15 protein-coding genes are annotated in these 17,292 nt (G+C 33.3%); 6 read left to right on the top strand and 9 right to left on the bottom strand.

All coding sequences use genetic code 11. The features are described from left to right. Both PL77_RS17635 and PL77_RS17630 read right to left on the bottom strand, forming a co-directional pair. On the bottom strand, positions 1-263 hold a 263-nt coding region (locus tag PL77_RS17635; protein ID WP_052444525.1), incomplete at its 3' end, for a transposase. 32 nt (positions 264-295) lie between these two features. Further along, positions 296-1,132, bottom strand: a complete 837-nt coding sequence (locus tag PL77_RS17630) for an ion transporter (protein ID WP_044208143.1) — start codon at positions 1,130-1,132, stop codon at positions 296-298. Positions 1,133-1,422: 290 nt separating this feature from the next. Here PL77_RS17630 and PL77_RS17625 point away from each other — a divergent pair, with 290 nt between their 5' ends. Continuing rightward, complete coding sequence (locus PL77_RS17625; RefSeq protein WP_052444524.1) at positions 1,423-2,397, top strand: alpha/beta hydrolase; 975 nt, start codon at positions 1,423-1,425, stop codon at positions 2,395-2,397. A 121-nt stretch (positions 2,398-2,518) separates the two neighbouring features. On the opposite strand, the gene PL77_RS17620 is transcribed toward PL77_RS17625, so the two are convergent. Next, complete coding sequence (locus tag PL77_RS17620; protein WP_082026612.1) at positions 2,519-3,502, bottom strand: energy transducer TonB; 984 nt, start codon at positions 3,500-3,502, stop codon at positions 2,519-2,521. A 167-nt stretch (positions 3,503-3,669) separates the two neighbouring features. Here PL77_RS17620 and PL77_RS32030 point away from each other — a divergent pair, with 167 nt between their 5' ends. Then, a complete protein-coding gene (locus PL77_RS32030) occupies positions 3,670-3,858 on the top strand; it encodes a hypothetical protein (RefSeq protein ID WP_044208139.1) in 189 nt (62 codons plus the stop codon). Between the two features lie 123 nt (positions 3,859-3,981). Here the strand turns inward: PL77_RS32030 and PL77_RS17610 are convergent, their stop codons facing one another. The 3 genes from PL77_RS17610 to PL77_RS17600 form a co-directional block, all read right to left on the bottom strand. Next, a complete protein-coding gene (locus tag PL77_RS17610; protein WP_044208137.1) occupies positions 3,982-5,685 on the bottom strand; it encodes a hypothetical protein in 1,704 nt (567 codons plus the stop codon). A 159-nt stretch (positions 5,686-5,844) separates the two neighbouring features. Then, complete coding sequence (locus PL77_RS17605; protein WP_044208134.1) at positions 5,845-6,801, bottom strand: energy transducer TonB; 957 nt, start codon at positions 6,799-6,801, stop codon at positions 5,845-5,847. Positions 6,802-7,103: 302 nt separating this feature from the next. Further along, a complete protein-coding gene (locus PL77_RS17600; protein ID WP_044208131.1) occupies positions 7,104-8,300 on the bottom strand; it encodes an ankyrin repeat domain-containing protein in 1,197 nt (398 codons plus the stop codon). A gap of 803 nt (positions 8,301-9,103) precedes the next feature. Here PL77_RS17600 and PL77_RS17595 point away from each other — a divergent pair. Continuing rightward, the gene (locus tag PL77_RS17595) at positions 9,104-10,084 is read left to right on the top strand and encodes a M23 family metallopeptidase (RefSeq protein ID WP_044208128.1); all 981 of its coding nucleotides are present in this window, start codon (positions 9,104-9,106) and stop codon (positions 10,082-10,084) included. A gap of 233 nt (positions 10,085-10,317) precedes the next feature. Beyond that, positions 10,318-11,442, top strand: a complete 1,125-nt coding sequence (gene ald / locus PL77_RS17590) for an alanine dehydrogenase (RefSeq protein WP_044208125.1) — start codon at positions 10,318-10,320, stop codon at positions 11,440-11,442. Positions 11,443-11,471: 29 nt separating this feature from the next. Here the strand turns inward: ald and PL77_RS17585 are convergent, their stop codons facing one another. Both PL77_RS17585 and PL77_RS17580 read right to left on the bottom strand, forming a co-directional pair. Beyond that, entirely contained in the window at positions 11,472-12,617 is a 1,146-nt protein-coding gene (locus tag PL77_RS17585; RefSeq protein ID WP_044208123.1) for a lipopolysaccharide assembly protein LapB, read from the bottom strand. A 265-nt stretch (positions 12,618-12,882) separates the two neighbouring features. Further along, positions 12,883-13,293, bottom strand: a complete 411-nt coding sequence (locus PL77_RS17580; protein WP_044208121.1) for a DoxX family membrane protein — start codon at positions 13,291-13,293, stop codon at positions 12,883-12,885. Between the two features lie 254 nt (positions 13,294-13,547). Here PL77_RS17580 and PL77_RS30745 point away from each other — a divergent pair, with 254 nt between their 5' ends. Next, positions 13,548-14,267, top strand: coding sequence for a chalcone isomerase family protein (locus tag PL77_RS30745; protein WP_052444523.1), 720 nt, complete (start codon positions 13,548-13,550; stop codon positions 14,265-14,267). Between the two features lie 248 nt (positions 14,268-14,515). Next, positions 14,516-15,583, top strand: coding sequence for an LA_2272 family surface repeat-containing protein (locus PL77_RS17570; protein ID WP_044208119.1), 1,068 nt, complete (start codon positions 14,516-14,518; stop codon positions 15,581-15,583). A gap of 144 nt (positions 15,584-15,727) precedes the next feature. On the opposite strand, the gene PL77_RS17565 is transcribed toward PL77_RS17570, so the two are convergent. Continuing rightward, positions 15,728-17,236: a DUF1254 domain-containing protein gene (locus tag PL77_RS17565; RefSeq protein WP_044208117.1), complete on the bottom strand. Its 1,509-nt coding sequence runs from the start codon at positions 17,234-17,236 to the stop codon at positions 15,728-15,730. Positions 17,237-17,292 lie beyond the last annotated feature (56 nt).

Raw genomic sequence — 17,292 nt, 5'->3', positions numbered from 1 at the left:
ATATCACGTTCTGTTTTCACCTTTTGAAGCTCTTTTTCTAACTGTGCAATTCTAGCTTCTTCTGGTGTTTGTACAGCATTTCCATTCCCTTGAAAAGAGTTACCCTCATATTTATCATATTCACGTACCCATCGTCTGACCATATGATCATCTAGGTTATTCTCTTCAGCAACTGTCTTTGCTGGCCTACCACTTTGAATCAAGTTAACTATCATCAATTTGAATTCTTTGTCGTAGCTTCTTCTTTTACGTCTTTTTCCCATAATGCAAAAATACTTTTTTTGATTGAAGGGACTTAACTTACTCTCCGGGTAAATGTAGCTATTCCAAAAGTATTACCGCACTTAGGACATGTACACTTTTCTGGCACATCCGGTTTTCCTGATTTAATTCTTGATATTTCTTCTATAAAGCCTGTCCCAATAATACCTGTAGGAAGTGCAACAAGACCAATACCCATAACTGCAACAAAACTTGCTATTATATCTCCTAAAGGAGTAACAGGGTACATATCTCCATAACCTACGGTGGTAAGAGTAGCAACTGCCCACCACATTGACTTAGTTATACTTGAAAAAACACCAGGTTGTGCTTCTCTTTCTACAAAGAAAATTAGTGATGCAGAGAATACTATTAAAATACAAGACATAAATATGGTCAACAAAAGCTCTTCTTTTCGTGACTTAATCACTCTTATAAGGATAGACATAGCAGAACTATATCGTCCAAATTTAAAAAGTCTAAATAATCGAAATAATCTTAGAATTCTAATAAAGCGAAGGTCGAGGTTGGCCAGAATAAAATAAGATGGAATAATCGCTGATAGATCCACCAAACCATAAAAAGAGAAGACGAAAGCTAATATTGCTCCAACTCTTGATTTATTAGGATATTTGTATTTTGAGGTTACTAACCTAATAATATATTCAATAGTAAAAATTACAACTGAAAACTGTTCAAATATAAAGAACTCTTTTTGATATTGATTATAGATCCATTGATGAGACTCTAAGATAACTGACAATACATTTAATAAAATTAATGATATTATAAAAACGTCAAAAGCTTTACTTGTTTTGTTAGTCCCATCGCTTTTTTCAACAATTTGAAAGGCTTTCTGTGTAATATTCATTTTTATGGTTAGTTACAGTTAATTGTAGTATCAAATGTAATCAATATTATCTCGAAGAGTTTCTAAAAGTGGTGTAAGAGTTAAGGAAAACACCATTTGTACCACGTGTCTTTATAAGTCCGTCAACTTATAGAAAAATTTGCTCATCTCAAAGTCTTCATACTTGCACTCCTTTTGTTTATTACTTCCCTTTTCGTTGAAAAACAACTGCCTTTCATTGAATAAATTACTGAACCGTCACTAGATATTTTATCTTTATTTATGTTGAATACTATTTAACGGTAAAGAATATGAAAAATAAACTATATCTCTTTTTCTTTTCTGTAATACTATTACTCTCTTTTAAAGGAAAAGATAAAGTGCCTACAATCACTCATAAAGCTACTTACAAGGTGAATATCACGGAAGATATCGTCTATGCAAAAGGGTTAAGTCATGAGGCGATTAATAGTGTACAAGCAAATGAAGTCCCATTAAAATTAGACGTTTATTCTCCCAAAAATAAGGATAATAATCGACCTGTTTTTCTATTTTTCCATGGAGGAGGATTTAAAGGTGGTTCACGAAAAATGGTCCATATCGCTAACATGGGAAAGTATTTTGCTTCTAGAGGATGGGTATTTGTCTCTGCAGATTATAGGGTGATGAAACAGAAGGGAACTATTCCTCAACAATGGGTGAGTATTTCTAAAAAATATCCTCAAAAAGTGAGAGGACAAGCATTGGCCGTTTATCCAGCTTTGCGTGATGCTAAAGCGGCTATGCGATGGGTGATTGCCAATAAAGAGCAATACCATATCAACACTGATTACATCACTGTCGGTGGAGGGTCTGCCGGTGCTTTAACTGCAATTGGTTTGGGTATTTCTGACCTCGAAGACTACAGAGATGAAATAAGTATTGAAACTGATCCGACCTTATCTACTACTCATCTTGAAGAAGAATATAAAGTAAAAACCATTATTGACCTTTGGGGTACGAAAGCGGTATTAGATGCTCTTGAAAAACTAGATGGAAAAAGTCGATTCGATAGCGATGATCCTTCCTTATTAATTTTACATGGTACTCAAGATCAAAATAAAAACACTCCTTTCAGTAAAGCGGAAGAACTTAAAGCCACGTATGATGCTAATGGGTTAACTGCTAAATTAATTCCTTTGGAAGGTGCAGGGCATGGAGCTTGGAAAGCCACTGTTGATGGGAAAAATTTAGCTGATTTGGCTTTTGAATTTATTGTAGAGCAACAAAAACTACAAACAGAATAGAAATAATTTTAATGCTTCAAAACTATTACTGATAAGCTTAGAATATTAAAAACGACCTTTTCTTCATTGAAAAGGTCGTTTTTAATACTTTCCTCTTATCAAGACAGAAGTACAACACTTTTTACTGTGACCCTAAATTAAAAATAATAGGAATTACTACTGTACTTGTTACAGGCTGTCCTTTTACTTTACGAGGTTCCCAATCGGGAACAAGATTCATTACTCTCAATGCCTCTTCATTAATGGAAGGAGAAACTCCTCTCATTACCTTAAAATTAGAAAGTTTACCTGTTGGCTGAACTATAAATCTGATATAAACTTTTCCTTGTTCACCATTCATTTTTGCTTCTTGGGGATATTCAAACTTTCGTCTTACCTGTTTATAAAATTCAGCCATTCCACCAGGAAATACAGGAGGAACAATGACTCTAGTATAAGAAAATTGATTTTCATTTTTATCCCAACTTATTCCTTTTTTCAATTTCCCTTTGCTATACGTCTCTTCAAAATATTTCTCTCCAGTTAGATACTTTCCTTTCCAAACCTTATCTCTTTTATATTTTTTCACTTGACCTTCCACTATCACAAGGTTTTGCTTATTTGAGATTTTTAAATCTGAAGATTTGGTTGCTATATATTTCACATAGCCTTGACCATCTTTTAAAGTTTGATTTCCCAGTGTATCCCAACCATTTAATAGCAACATTTTTGGATTGTTCGGTATTTGCTCATACTCTATTTCATATTCTAAATTAACCAATCCGTTTTCATGATACTGTTTCCATATCCCTACTTTGACAGACTGACGATATTCCCCTTCCAACCTCTTGTTACCATTTTGGAAATACGTAATAAATGGTCCTTCTTTAGTCTGATTGAAATTTGGCTTCTTAGTATTAAAAATAGAATATACTTGACCATTTTTAAAGTAAATGATATGCCTAAAATTTCCACCAATTTTTTTTCCTTGTTTTGTAGTTATGAAGTAATGAGCTCTTTTTTCTGCCTTTACCGGTGTGAGGTTTTGATTTAAAAAAATTTTGGATTGCCCAAATGATAAAAAGACGTTAAACATCAAGAATAACGTCAAAACTATCTGTTTCATATTTTTAATTTGTGAATAGTTTGATGTATGATAATAAACTCATTACAAGGTAAATTTGAGAATACACACCTACACTATTCATCTTAAACAAGTTTTATTACACCATCTATAATTATTGTTTTTACACCTCTTTTGATTTTCATAATAACTGAGAATCTAAGGACCAAATGAAAGGTAATAAAAAGTTTAAGCGATTTCTGATGAAAGAAATTGACAAGGTGAGTATTGAATTAGGGTTACTATTCATATCTATGAATATACAGAAATACGTCAGAAAGAAAGTGGCAGAGGCTAAAAGTACCTTATTTTGTGAGTCTGAAGCACTGATTTATTCAAATTACGCTTATGTAGTATGAAAAAGTTACTTTTTAAGGATAAAGAACTATTATTTCTGATTTTTCAAAAAAAGGGAATAAAAAAGAGGCTGTAACCATAACTGTTTAGTTATGAGACAGCCTCTTTTCTAGATCTATATTTAGTTAAGGATTAATGCGGTACATCTCCCCTACTTCCTTTTGCTTCCAATCTCCATAGTTACTGATTTTTCTAGAACTAGATGATTCCTTAAAAAGGTCTATCACCTGTAATAAGTAATAACCATTTTCCTTCTGGGACTTATTACTTTCGTAATTAGATGTAATCATTTTCAAATGATCTGGCCTTAAGCTTTCGAAATAACCATCATATAAGTTTTGAGAAGAAATACCTGACCCAAGATCCATTTTTGCTCCCAACCTTGCCTTTGATTCCACGGTTACCTCAGTAAGTTGTTCTCTACCATCCTTTATTCCAGTTTCAAATTTTGCTACTAAAGACAAGTTATCTTTTTCATCCATAAAATCTTTTCTTGAAATAGAGTAAATACCATTTTCATACTTTAATTCATCACCATTTTTTCTGTTAAGTTCGATACTCGATACCGCTATTGGTAATGTTTCAACATGTTTTGTACTATAGGAATAAGCCATAAAATCATCACTATATCCTGATCTAGATACAGCAAAGGTTTTTATTTTATTGTCTTTTATTGGGAAAAGGACTCTTTCTTTGCCATTATTATTAATACTCTGTAAGTTATTGGAACAATAAACATCTTTTCCATGAATATCAATTAAACTCTCTATATAGATCCACTCCCCATTTTTTTCAGGGAAAGGCTGAACCGCAATAGCATCTTGAATATCCTCTAATTCTACACTTACTGTAGAACCACTTTCGTAGTTCTGGAAAACTATCGCAACACCTCTTGACTTATCATCAGAATAGAAAATAAAAGGGTAAACTTTTTCATTTTGCTCCAATTCTCTGTAAATAAATTCATGATAACTGTAATACTCATCTGAATACAAAAACCTTTGGCTTTTAGCTCCTCCAAAATTTTTATACACTCTACTTACTTCATGAGCTATTTTGAGAATTAATTTTGAATCATCATTTCTTGGTCTGAAAGTCTTCATTTCTTGATCTGAAGAAGATACATGTTCATACGTTAATTTATGATTTTCAATATGTTCTTCCTCATTTGCAGCAGTATGTATATAATCAAAATAGTACTTTTCTGCTCTGACAAAATAAAAATCTTGTCCAATAATAGACGGATCTAATTCGATTTCAATTTCTTCATTACAAGTAGAAACATCGTACACCTTTGAGATTACATTACCTTCGGCATCGGCAAAATACACATTGTATTTATAATCAGATATACTTTGCAAGTAATAGAAATCATACCCTGGCAAACCAGATTCTGATCGAAAATTAAATTGATCGACATAACCGGTTTCAAATTTAAAAGGAGGCAGAAAATTATCGACTTCAATTGCCGCTTCAGCCGTTAAAAATTCAGAAGTTGTATCTTCTTTTACTTTGGGTATTCGAACAGAAAACAATTGGAGTCCTTCTTGTATCCCTTTTGAATCAAACGCTATAACATAATTATTTGCTGACTGCTTCAAAGTAATTGGAACCTCCTTCCCATTACAAAACAATTGAACGTCATTCATTTCTAATTGAACTTGATCCTGAATCAATAATTCAATTTGAGCCATACCTCTAATATAAGATGGTGCCTGTAACTCCAACGGTTTGTTGATCTTGGCTTTATCTTCAAAAAGACTACAAGAAAAAAAGGGCAGCAGGCATAAAAGAATCGTAATCAGTTTACTGAAAAAATATTTAGTCATAAAAAAATTAGGAATTGATTGATGGTTTTAATTTGTCACGAAAATAGGGTTTAGTACGCGTAATCTGAAAATAATATCTTAATTAATTCTCGCCTGAAATTTAGTTGTTCAAAAAAAACGACCTATTCATAGCTGAATAGGTCGTTTTCATAAGTTTTATTAAAGTCTAAAGGAGACCGGTAAAACCATTCTCTGTTTTACCGTTTGTCCTTTCAATCTTCCAGGTTTCCACTTAGGTGATTTTTTAAGTACTCTTATAGTTTCCTTATCAATAGAAGGGCTTACACCTTTTAGAATCTTAAAATCTGAAAGTTTCCCCGATTTCAATACTACGAACTGAACATATACTTTCCCTTGTACATTATTTTTTTTCGCATCAGAAGGGTATCTCATGTTTATTCCCAAAAGGTTATAAAACGATCCCATTCCTTTAGGATAGGTGGCAGGAGATTCAGATACCTTATAATCGTATTCATTGGCTTTTTCATCCCAGCTTACACCTTTAATTAATTTACCTTTTTTGTAATTTTCTTCAAAATATTTTTCTCCAGATGCAAATACTCCATTCCATAAACCTTGCTTAAATGAGTTCTGAACTTTTCCCCCTTCAGTATATTTTTCACGAGCGTTTTTGAGGTAAATCGTATGATTTATTTGCCCCTCTCCGTCTTTAAGTGTTTGATTCCCGTCTTCATCCCATCCATTCACAAATAGCATAGATGGTATTCCGGATTTCTTGTCATACTGTACTTTATATTCTAAATTAAGGTTTCCATTTTCGTGGTAGGTTTTCCACATTCCTACTTTTTTATTATCTGCATACTCTCCTTCGTCTGATTTATTTCCATTTTTAAAATAGGATACAAACTGTCCTTCTTTAGCATTGTAATATTTAGGTTTAATGGTATCATAAGTTCTATGTATCGAACCATCTAAAAAATAAATAGTATGCTTGAATATTGTTCCATTCGATTTTCCTGCTTTAGAAAGAATATAATATTCCATTCTCGTTTCATCCTCTGTCTCATCATAATACTCTGTCAAAAATATTTTTGATTGAGCAAAAGAGATGACCGCATAAAAAGCCAGGAACAAAGTTAAAAATAACTTTTTCATAAAATTAGAGCTTGTTTTAATGATAAATTAGTTTGCTTGCGACACTTCAAAAAATGTCCACATATTTATTAGAATTAATGTTCAGGATTTCTTCTTTGATATAATTTTAGGTGAAATCTTAACAGGTTCTAAGCATTTATTTTAACAAGTATATCACCATTTTTAATGACATACAAATTTCATCATCATTATTAGGTTATCATTTATTAGTACATAAAAAAGGGTCAAGTTCTCATAAACTCAACCCCTTCCTTTAATGTTTTACTTTCTACTTAATACCTCAAAACAATCTTCCATTGAAATTAATTCAATGAACTACAGTTGACCAATTTGTAGCCTTTCCCAACATAATTGATTTGCATAGGACCATATTGAGTACCATCATATGGTTTGAAGAAGTGAACCCTTTTGATTCCACATACATCGTATTTATCAGTAACAAACAAATAGGTCACTAGGAATTTTCCTTTTGTAGCACCTGTTGTTTCATTTTTTTCAATTAGCCATTCACCATTTACAATTTTAATGTCTTTTACAGTAAAGTTCTGATCTTTCTCATTAAACATTGTGATCATTTGTTTCTCCAACGCCTCATCATCCATTACTGTTCTATAATCACCCCAATTGTGCTCTACTTCTTTCGTTTTCAAAATACCTCCTATGTACGCACCTATTTCAGCGTCATAAGTTCCCTTTTCCTTCGTTTTATAGTAATAGAAAGAGTATTTCTTCCAAGTAAATGAATTGTATTTTTCAACAGCTTTAAAAAGTGCTACATCATTATGGCTAATTGCAAATTTAGCGAGTTTTTCTCCATTTGATTTTTCAATTTTGGCACCTGCACTCTCTAAGTACTTTATCATTTCGTAGTTTTTTTGATTTTCACTACCTTCCTCAACTACAAGGTCTAAAGCGGTGCCTTTTTCAAAGTTAACTGGTGCACCATGCTCAACAATTAATTTCACTAAATCTATATTATTAGTATAAATAGCTTTTTCCAATGTCCAAGTATCTACTTTGGGGTTGAGACCTTTTTCTAATAAGGATTGAACGGCTACTAATACATCGTTTTCAAATAAAGCGTCTTCATATAATTCTTCTTTACTTTGATTGAACTTATACTCCTCAATCACCTCCACCCATTTTTTTTCCTGAGCTACATAATGAGAATAATCCTGATTACAATCTACCTCTTCCAATTTTTTTAGTGTCGAACGGATACCTCCAAGTTGTATTTTAGTGGTGTCTCCATTTGCGAGGTAGGCCTGATTTTTAGCTTCATAAGCTTCTATCTTATTTAACAAGTAATTACAATGGCGCTCACTTTTTAGTGACCGAACCAAGCTGTCAAACTTTTCATATCTTTTCAGATATTTTTCTGTTCCACTACATTTGCCTTGTACACATTTCACTGTCAATGCTTTATACTCATTCAAAGGAGTATCAATCCCTTCCAGTGTTGGAACGGCTAAGAGTGCAGAAATTTGCCGATCGTACATAGCCAAATCTCTTTCAACAACATCACACCGTATCGGTATATTGCCTCCTCTAGTTACCTGATCGGAAGCCTCCGATAGTCTCGGCGATTGGGCATGACATACAGTTGTGAGTATAAAAGTTATAAATGACCAGTAACACAATAGAATAGTCGTCGTCTTCATTGTAAATAATTAGTTTATTTTAATACCTGTAATAAATAGTCAACACACTTAAGCACCCTAGTTTTTGTAATCGGTAAAAAACTAGAGAAAGTCAGTATAAAGTACTCTCGTACTTTAAGAAATACCATAAGATCAAATAAAAAGTAATAACAGCTTCACAGTAAAATTCTAGTTCATCAAATAATTATCTAAAAGCAAGAATCTATAATAAAGTTGAAAATTGATCTGAATCAGTACTTTTATAACGAGGAAAGCAGTAATTTTATTTTCCGGGTTGTAAAATTAATTTCACATTTTTACGAAGCAAATAATGCAGTCATAATACGCCTTCTTTACAGGAATAAGTCAACACTTTATTTGAATTAGACAATTATTCAATTACCCAAACATATATAACTGTACATCTGATACTTACATGTAAACAATGTTAACAAAAATGTACAAAAAACACCTCTAATATTTATATTAAAAAAGTAGATTTTTATAAACTTAATCCTCCTTTATTTGTTGAAGTCAGTGCAATATAAAATAGTGTTAAGACGTTCTTTCAATGTCTTCTAAAAGGTGATAAAAGGCATCTAATATTTTTTTTGTATATTTGAACTTCAAATACCGAAGATCTAGGTCTTCAAAATTGAGATATGGCAAAGATTAAATATTATTACGATACTGAAACTTGTCGTTACGAACGCATAAGAACCTCTCCCTTTGATATGTTTATCAACATCACTGGGTTGCTGTTTGCGTGTTCATTATTCGGCTTTTTCTTTTCGGCTATATATATAAAATACTTCCCTTCTGCTAAAGAAGCACGTTTACAGAAGGAAAATGCAGACTTACTTTATTCACACAAGCTTCTTCAAAAAGAAGTAGATGATGTGAAAAACGTGGTAGCTTCTCTTCAAGATAGAGACGATAAAATTTATCGTGTCATTTTTGAGGCTGACCCAATTCCAAACGAAATCCGTCAGGCTGGTACTGGTGGTAGTCAGAAATACCAAGACCTTTTAGACAAAAAACTTTCGAGAGAAGATATGATTTTAGGTACTCTCTCTAAGATTGATAACCTAAAAAGGCAGATGTATATTCAAACCAAGTCATACGATGAAATTGTTGATTTGGCATTGAATAAATCTGAAATGTTGGCGGCGATTCCTGCTATTCAACCTGTAGATAATAAAGACTTAAAAAGATTAGCTTCAGGTTTTGGTATGAGAATTCATCCAATTCTAAAAGTTAAGAAAATGCACGCTGGTATTGATTTCTCTGCACCAAAAGGTACTGCAATTTATGCTACTGGAGATGGTAAAGTTATCAAAACTAGAAAATCTAACAGAGGTTATGGCTGGGAAATTGAAGTAGATCATGGTTTTGGCTATGTGACAAAATATGCACACATGTCTAAGTTTGATGTAAAACGTGGACAAAAGGTATACAGAGGTCAAAAAATTGGAGAGGTAGGAAGTACAGGTTCTTCAACTGCTCCACACCTTCATTATGAAGTAATTCATAAAAAGAGAAAAGTCAATCCAATCCGATACTTCTCTAAAGATGTTACTGCTGACCAATATGCTACATTATTAGAAAAAGCATCAGTAGAAAACCAGTCTTTAGGATATTAATATCACGCATCACAATATTCATCCCCATATACATTTTATTCTGTATATGGGGATTTTTTTATATCAAATCGAAAGAATTCATACATTTTACCCCCAAAAACAAAAAAATATTTTAAAAATATTAATTAACTAAATTTCCGTTTATATATTGCAGCACACAAAACTTCCATTCCTCATTGAAGAGGATACCTATTTTTTATAACACATACATACTCATATAACACATTTTAGACATGATTATAGGCGTTCCAAAGGAAATTAAGAACAATGAAAACCGTGTTGCTTTAACTCCAGGTGGAGCTAAAGAGCTTATCAAAAGAGGACACACCGTTTATGTTCAATCTACAGCAGGTATTGGCAGTGGATTTTCTGACGAAGAATATGTAGCTGCAGGTGCTCAATTGCTTCCTACTATTGAGGAAACGTATGCAATTGCTGAAATGATTATGAAAGTAAAAGAGCCAATTGAAGCAGAATACTCTCTAATCAAAAAAGATCAATTACTATTCACTTACTTCCACTTTGCTTCTTATGAGCCATTGACTCGTGCTATGATCGAGCAAAAGCCGGTTTGTTTAGCTTACGAAACAGTGGAAAGAGCGGATAGAAGCTTACCATTATTGATTCCTATGTCAGAGGTAGCAGGTAGAATGGCCACTCAAGAAGGTGCAAAATATCTTGAAAAACCAATGGGTGGTAGAGGTATTTTACTTGGTGGTGTTCCAGGTGTAAAACCAGCAAAGGTAATCGTAATTGGTGGTGGTATCGTAGGTACTCAAGCAACTAAAATTGCTGCAGGTATGGGTGCTGATGTTACAATTATGGATATCGACTTGTATCGTTTACGTCAGTTGGATGATATCATGCCTGCTAACGTGAAAACAATGGTTTCTTCTGAGCATAATATTCGCGAGGAAATCAAAGATGCTGATATGGTAGTCGGTGCTGTACTAATTCCAGGTGCAAAAGCTCCACACCTCATCACAAAAGATATGTTGAGCTCAATGAGAGACGGTGCTGTACTTGTTGACGTTGCGGTTGATCAAGGTGGATGCTTTGAAACTACAAAACCAACAACACACGCTGAACCTGTATTTGAAGTAGATGGTGTAATGCACTACTGTGTAGCGAACATGCCAGGTGCAGTTCCTTATACTTCTACACTTGCATTGACAAATGCTACACTTCCTTATGCTATTCAATTGGCTGATAAAGGATGGGAAGCGGCTTGTCGTGATAACGAAGAATTAAAGAAAGGTTTGAACATCATTGGTGGCGAAGTAGTATACAAAGCTGTTGCTGATGCTTTTGATCTTGAATATAAAAATGTTGAAGACTTTCTTTTAGCGAAAGCTTAATTTTCAACTTGCATAAAAAAGTCATGATTTTATTTTAAATCATGACTTTTTTTTTTGTTCTGTTTTTTCCACTTCTGCCAATCAGGAGAACTATAAAACTGCTCGTAATTGTCTTTGGATAATATTTCCTCAATAGCAACTCCCACTACATCGGATACCTTTACTACCTCTTCGAGCATTCCTTTATAATTCTGTTCCGAATAATAAGCATCCACTAATAGTAGTCGTGCATCCGTCACAAAATTCTCAGACTTAATAATCTTTTTTAATACCTTTTTCGCTTTTGCTGTTTTATTCCATGATAAAAGAATTTCAGCTTCACGCAACGAAAGGTATTCATCACCTCCTATTAATTGAGATAATTCATCTAGCATTACTTTTGCCATTTCGTAATTATCCAATGAACCATAAATATCCATTAGAATCAAACGGATACTTTTATCATCAGGATATTGCTGTAAATAGGTATTTTTGAGAGACTCCATCTCTGAAATATTACCTTGCAATGCATGGGCTTGAATTAATGCGATTTGTGTATTTTTCTGTTTTTGGAAAAAGGAAGAAAGCGAATCATATTCAGAAATTGTACTTCCATATAGCCCCTCTTGATTATACCCAAAAAGATCTATCACTTTCAATAATGAGTTTCTATAAGAAGTATTCTGTACTAAATCTGGGTTTTCATTGGCCAACATTGCGGCTACAATATCCGAAAAATATCCTCCTCCAGAATAAAAATAAATATCAACAATATTCCATTGATTCAGGTGATTTTTGACTAACAACATCTCATTATAATCTAGCCAACCATCTCCTTTTAAATCTCGGTATAATAAGTTTACATTGCCGTCTGAATCTTCTAAAACTTTTACAAATGACAATTCTCCATCTGTACCAATTTGTTCTACTAATAATTCTCCTAACCTTAACTCCTGCTTAAATACTTCTGCATAATCTTTCCAATCAGTAGACCGTCTATGTAAGCTTTTGAATACCCTTTGAGTGAAAACTTCATAATTGATCCATTGATCAACAATTCCTCCATCTCTATGATAGATTGCACTGTCAATTGTGATGGCCAAAGCTAACTCTGATTTAGCGGTTTGCCCATACGCACATACTCCAAATAAAGTAATGGAAAAAAGTAAGAAATATTCTTTTAAAATATTACGCATTCAACTCTCGATACTTGTTATACTCGTAAGTAAAGGTATAAAGTAAGGTGAGAATATACTATATAAATTCGAATCTATACTTGAAATTGCCCTTAATTTAATTAATATGCCTCCTCTATACCATACTATTCCAAGGGTTGTGAGTAGACATACAAAAAAAGAGTAGTATAAAACTACTCTTCGAATGGGTTAAAAACTTCAAGTTTAAACTTAAGGTAAAAGTATATTTTTTAGTATACGAACAAATGCATATCACATTATGCTCTTATTTAAAGAGTGGGGCAAATTTAGATCTATAAGCGTAAGCCAAATAAATAACCATTCCCAAAAAGAATGTTGCACCGCCAATTCCAGCAGGATCAAGTGTTGCATGGAATAAAAATGCGTTGAATCCTACTGCTCCTAAAACTACTAATGTAGCAGGAACGGCTTTCTTAGTTGCCAATAACAATCCACCAACAACCTCAATAATTCCTACGATTGGTAAGACTCCCATCAGCATTAATGAGCCAAAAACTTGTGCAACTTCCTCACTAGCAGGAGGCATTGGTATAAAATTCAAAAATTTGTTTAATCCAAAAACGATCATCATAACAGCAAGTAAATATCGAATAACCGTTGTAACTTTTCCTTCTGAAACAAGTGACTTATTTTGCACAAATGATTGATTTTCCATGACTTACGGTATTATTGAATTTTATTTTTCAAACAGTATACATTACAAATTCAAACAAAAACAATATTTGTTTGTAATTTATTTGTTTAAACAATATTAGTATAATGAAATTACAATTCAAAAAATTTAAACAACATTCGTTTAAACATACAACAACATTAACATTATTGTTTAATTTTTTCTTTGAATAGTTATATAATATTTGGATTTTGCGTTTGAATTAACTCCATTTTTTAAATAAAAAGTGAACTTCCATGAAAAATGTTTATCGTCTTAACTTTCTAAGCATTGTTTTATTATTCATTTCACTTCAACTTCACGCACAAGACCAACCTACTTTCAAAACTGACTTTTTTAATGAGGTTGAATTTCCTGAGAAAATAAATGTCAGTAACCAATCATTACAAAGTAATGGTTATGGTTCATTCTCAAAGGGGCTAAAAAAAGTATTCTCTTGTGCTTTGTATGTTGAACAACCAACAGATGATGCCATTAGTTTAATCTACAGTGATGATTTAAAAGTAATTGACCTTGTAATGACTTCTAATTACTTACAATCTGAAACTACTGTCAAAAAAATCAAAACAGCATACGCCAAAGATCTAAAAGCAGATCTTAATGCTTCTGCTGATGAAAAACAGTTTATTTCTGACTTAAGAAAACATGATAAAATCATAACTTCTCAAGTGACAACAGTAGAAAAACTATTTGGTGAAGCTTTCAACAAATCGAACTTAGGAAATGTAGATAGTATCAGTGATGATATTAAAGAATACATTGCCTCTTTTGGTGATTTGATTGAAAAAGGCGACCACTTCAGAATTATCAGTAAGAACAATCAAGTAACTCTCTTCAAAAACGGAGAGCAACTATTCAAAACTGATAATAAAGCATTCAAAAAAGCTCTAATGAACATCTATTTGGGAAATACTCCAATTGATGCATCATTAAGAGAAAGCCTTCTTTCTATGTAAACAAAGAAACAATTGACAATTAGAGGCCGGTTATTGAAAAATAACCGGCCTCTTTTTCATTATAAATCATTCATTTTCATCTGATTAAAAAATAATTAGATTTTTTTTCAAAAAAGAATAGGGGTAAACCTTCAAACACGGGTCATTATACCGGAAGCAGGAAAAAAGACTTCTACTCATGACGTCAAGTGAAGTCAGCCTCCTATTCCAATTAATTCGAAACAAAAAATATCTAAATATATAATCAAATGAAAAATCTAATTTTTAACCTTTTCGCATTTTTATTCATCACATCATCTGTTTTTGCTCAAGAGAAAAATTCGAGACCTTTTCAAATTTCATTTTTATACCCTTTAGGAATTAACGGTACAAATACACAAGTAGCAAGTGATGGATCTTTCAATGTGCTTTGGGGTGTTAATGGTGGTGTTAATTACTTTGAGCTGGGAGGTATTGCTAATGTTAATAATGGAGATGTAAGAGGTGGTCAAATAGCGGGCATTACAAACGTTACAAGAGGCGAAAGCAACGGGCTTGTTATTTCTGGTATTACCAACTTAAATACTTCTTCAGCTAGAGGTTTGCAATTAGCAGGTATCAATAACTATACAAATAATGAAGTAAATGGTGCTCAAATTTCTGGTATCTCCAATATTTCTGGTGGCGACATGAATGGTGCTCAAATTGGTTTGATCAATACAGTAAGAGGCAACCTCAAAGGTGCTCAAGTAGGTTTAGTAAACTATACTGATAGCTTAAATGGTGCTCAAATTGGTTTAATCAACGTCGTAAAAGATGGAGCTAAAGGTACTCCAATTGGTTTGATTAACGTGGTAAAAAACGGATACTATGCGGTAGAAGTGGGTGTAGGAGAAACAGTATGGGGTAATGTAAACTTCAAGATGGGTACGCAAAAATTCTATACAATCTTCAAAGCAGGTTATACTCAATATAACGACAAAAATGTCAATACTTTTGGTGCTGGTTTTGGTACTCAACTTGAACTAGCAAAAAGAGTAAACTTAGCATTAGACCTTTCTGCTAACCAAGTTGTACACGATAATACTTGGAAAGACACTGGTCTGAACTTATTAAACAAAGCTGATTTGAATGTTCAAGTGAAATTGGCAAAAAATATCAGCATCTATGCTGGTCCTTCATTGAATGTTTACACTACTGATTACAAATTAAATGGTAATGAAACTGCTGGTACTTTAGATGTTCCAGAACATGCATTCTATGATGAAACTTCAGACCATGGAACTAGAACAGCTATTTGGGTAGGTGGTCAAGCAGGTTTGAATTTTACTTTCTAAGAATTAGACAAAGCATTATAAAAACAAAGGAGAGACTTAAAAAATCTCTCCTTTTATTTTACTTAACTTTATCATTTTTAAGTTTTTGCATATAAAAATGATAAGAATAATAAATGTAGTTGGGTAAAGAATAAAAGCTAATACTTACTTGCTTAAACCAGTAGTCACCACTTCCCAGTCATCTAATTGGAAAGACTTATTGAAAAATGCTTCTCTTGGAGCGTAAAGACGGAAGTAAATAAACCATCCATCATTACCGACAGTTTTTAGATAGTTAGCTGGATTAACACCTTTGGGACACTCAGCACCTATGTAAAGATCTATTGAACCATCTTCATTATACGTCACATCAGTTCTTCTTGAATTTATACCTACATCTGAAATTTCTTGTCCACCATTGTCATAAGGTCTACGTGTATTTTCAGAGTACAACGTCACTGACCAAAACTGATCAACAGGAACATCTGCTGGCACGTGCAACTTGTACGTTTTATCAGCCCTTAATAACTCACCGTTTTCATCTCTTTTTGATGTCATATAGATCTGACCATACCCTGGAGAAGGTTCCACCATTCCTTTCGTAGAACTGACAGCTTCATAATACCAAACCGCTCTTTCATCGAGGTAAACCATCATTTCATTACTCTGAGGAATATTGAAATCAAACGATTTGTACCAGTTGGTACCTTCCCAGTAAGGTGTACTGAAACGAGGGTTAGTTTGAAGATTTCTCAACATCAACTCTCCCATATTTCCCGCTTTTACTAAAATCTCTTCTTGCTTTTTTGTCGGGTTAAAAGGTTTGCCAATTTCTACACCTATTGGTTTCAACATCGCAATCCAAGCTTTGTCCTGTTCTCTTACTGGCTCTTCATTAATGATGGTGTGTAAAGTTTCCCAATAAGCCAACCCTCTTGGTGCAGTTGCTGACCATTCTACATCTTTATCTTCAGCAAAAGTAGCATCTTTCAATGGTGCGTTTACCTTCCCTAATTTTAATTCATTTTTAAAAGTCTCTACTGCTTTAGGATCTTCTGCTAATATTCTTAATCCGATAAAGAAATTATTTGTAGCCGATTGAACAATAAAATCAGCTTGTCCTTCATAATTCGTTGGATCATCATTGGGACCGCAGATAATATAAGTTCCACCTTTTCCTTTATCAGGACCCGTCAAACCTAAATCCGCCACCGGTCTCTGCCATAAATCCAGAAAACCACCTGCTGTCATTCCTTTAGGATATTGCAACTTCACTGCTCCATCTTTCAAATTGGAAAAAGTAAAAATGTAAGGCGTAGTAAGGTTGCCGGTTACAATACCTCTTTTCTCCTTCAAAGATTTTAAAACCACAAAGTTTTCTAACCCCGCAACATCGTAAGCTTTATCTTCCTGAAGCCCCCATGTTTTCATAGAAACAATTGGCGTAGACCAAATATAGGCTTGAGAAGCACGCTGGAAGTCCATAATATCAAACAATTCCTGCTCTCCTTTTGTGATGAAGTTGTGTTCCAACTCAATATTTCCATAAACTGTTTCGATGATTTCATCACCTTCTAATGTCGCTTCTGATAGGGGGACCTGAGCAAATGCTGATTGAATTCCTGACTGTAGCAATAATGCGGTACCTAATACCTCTAGTATTTTCTTTTTCATTTTAATATTGGATTGATTTACATTCTACTTAAACCCTCCAATCAGCACATTAGATT

It is taken from the genome of Flammeovirga sp. OC4 (assembly GCF_000812565.1).
In the GTDB taxonomy this organism is placed as follows: domain Bacteria; phylum Bacteroidota; class Bacteroidia; order Cytophagales; family Flammeovirgaceae; genus Flammeovirga.
The sequence above is the reverse complement of the archived record's forward strand: the minus strand, read 5'-3'. Positions and strand labels throughout refer to the sequence as shown.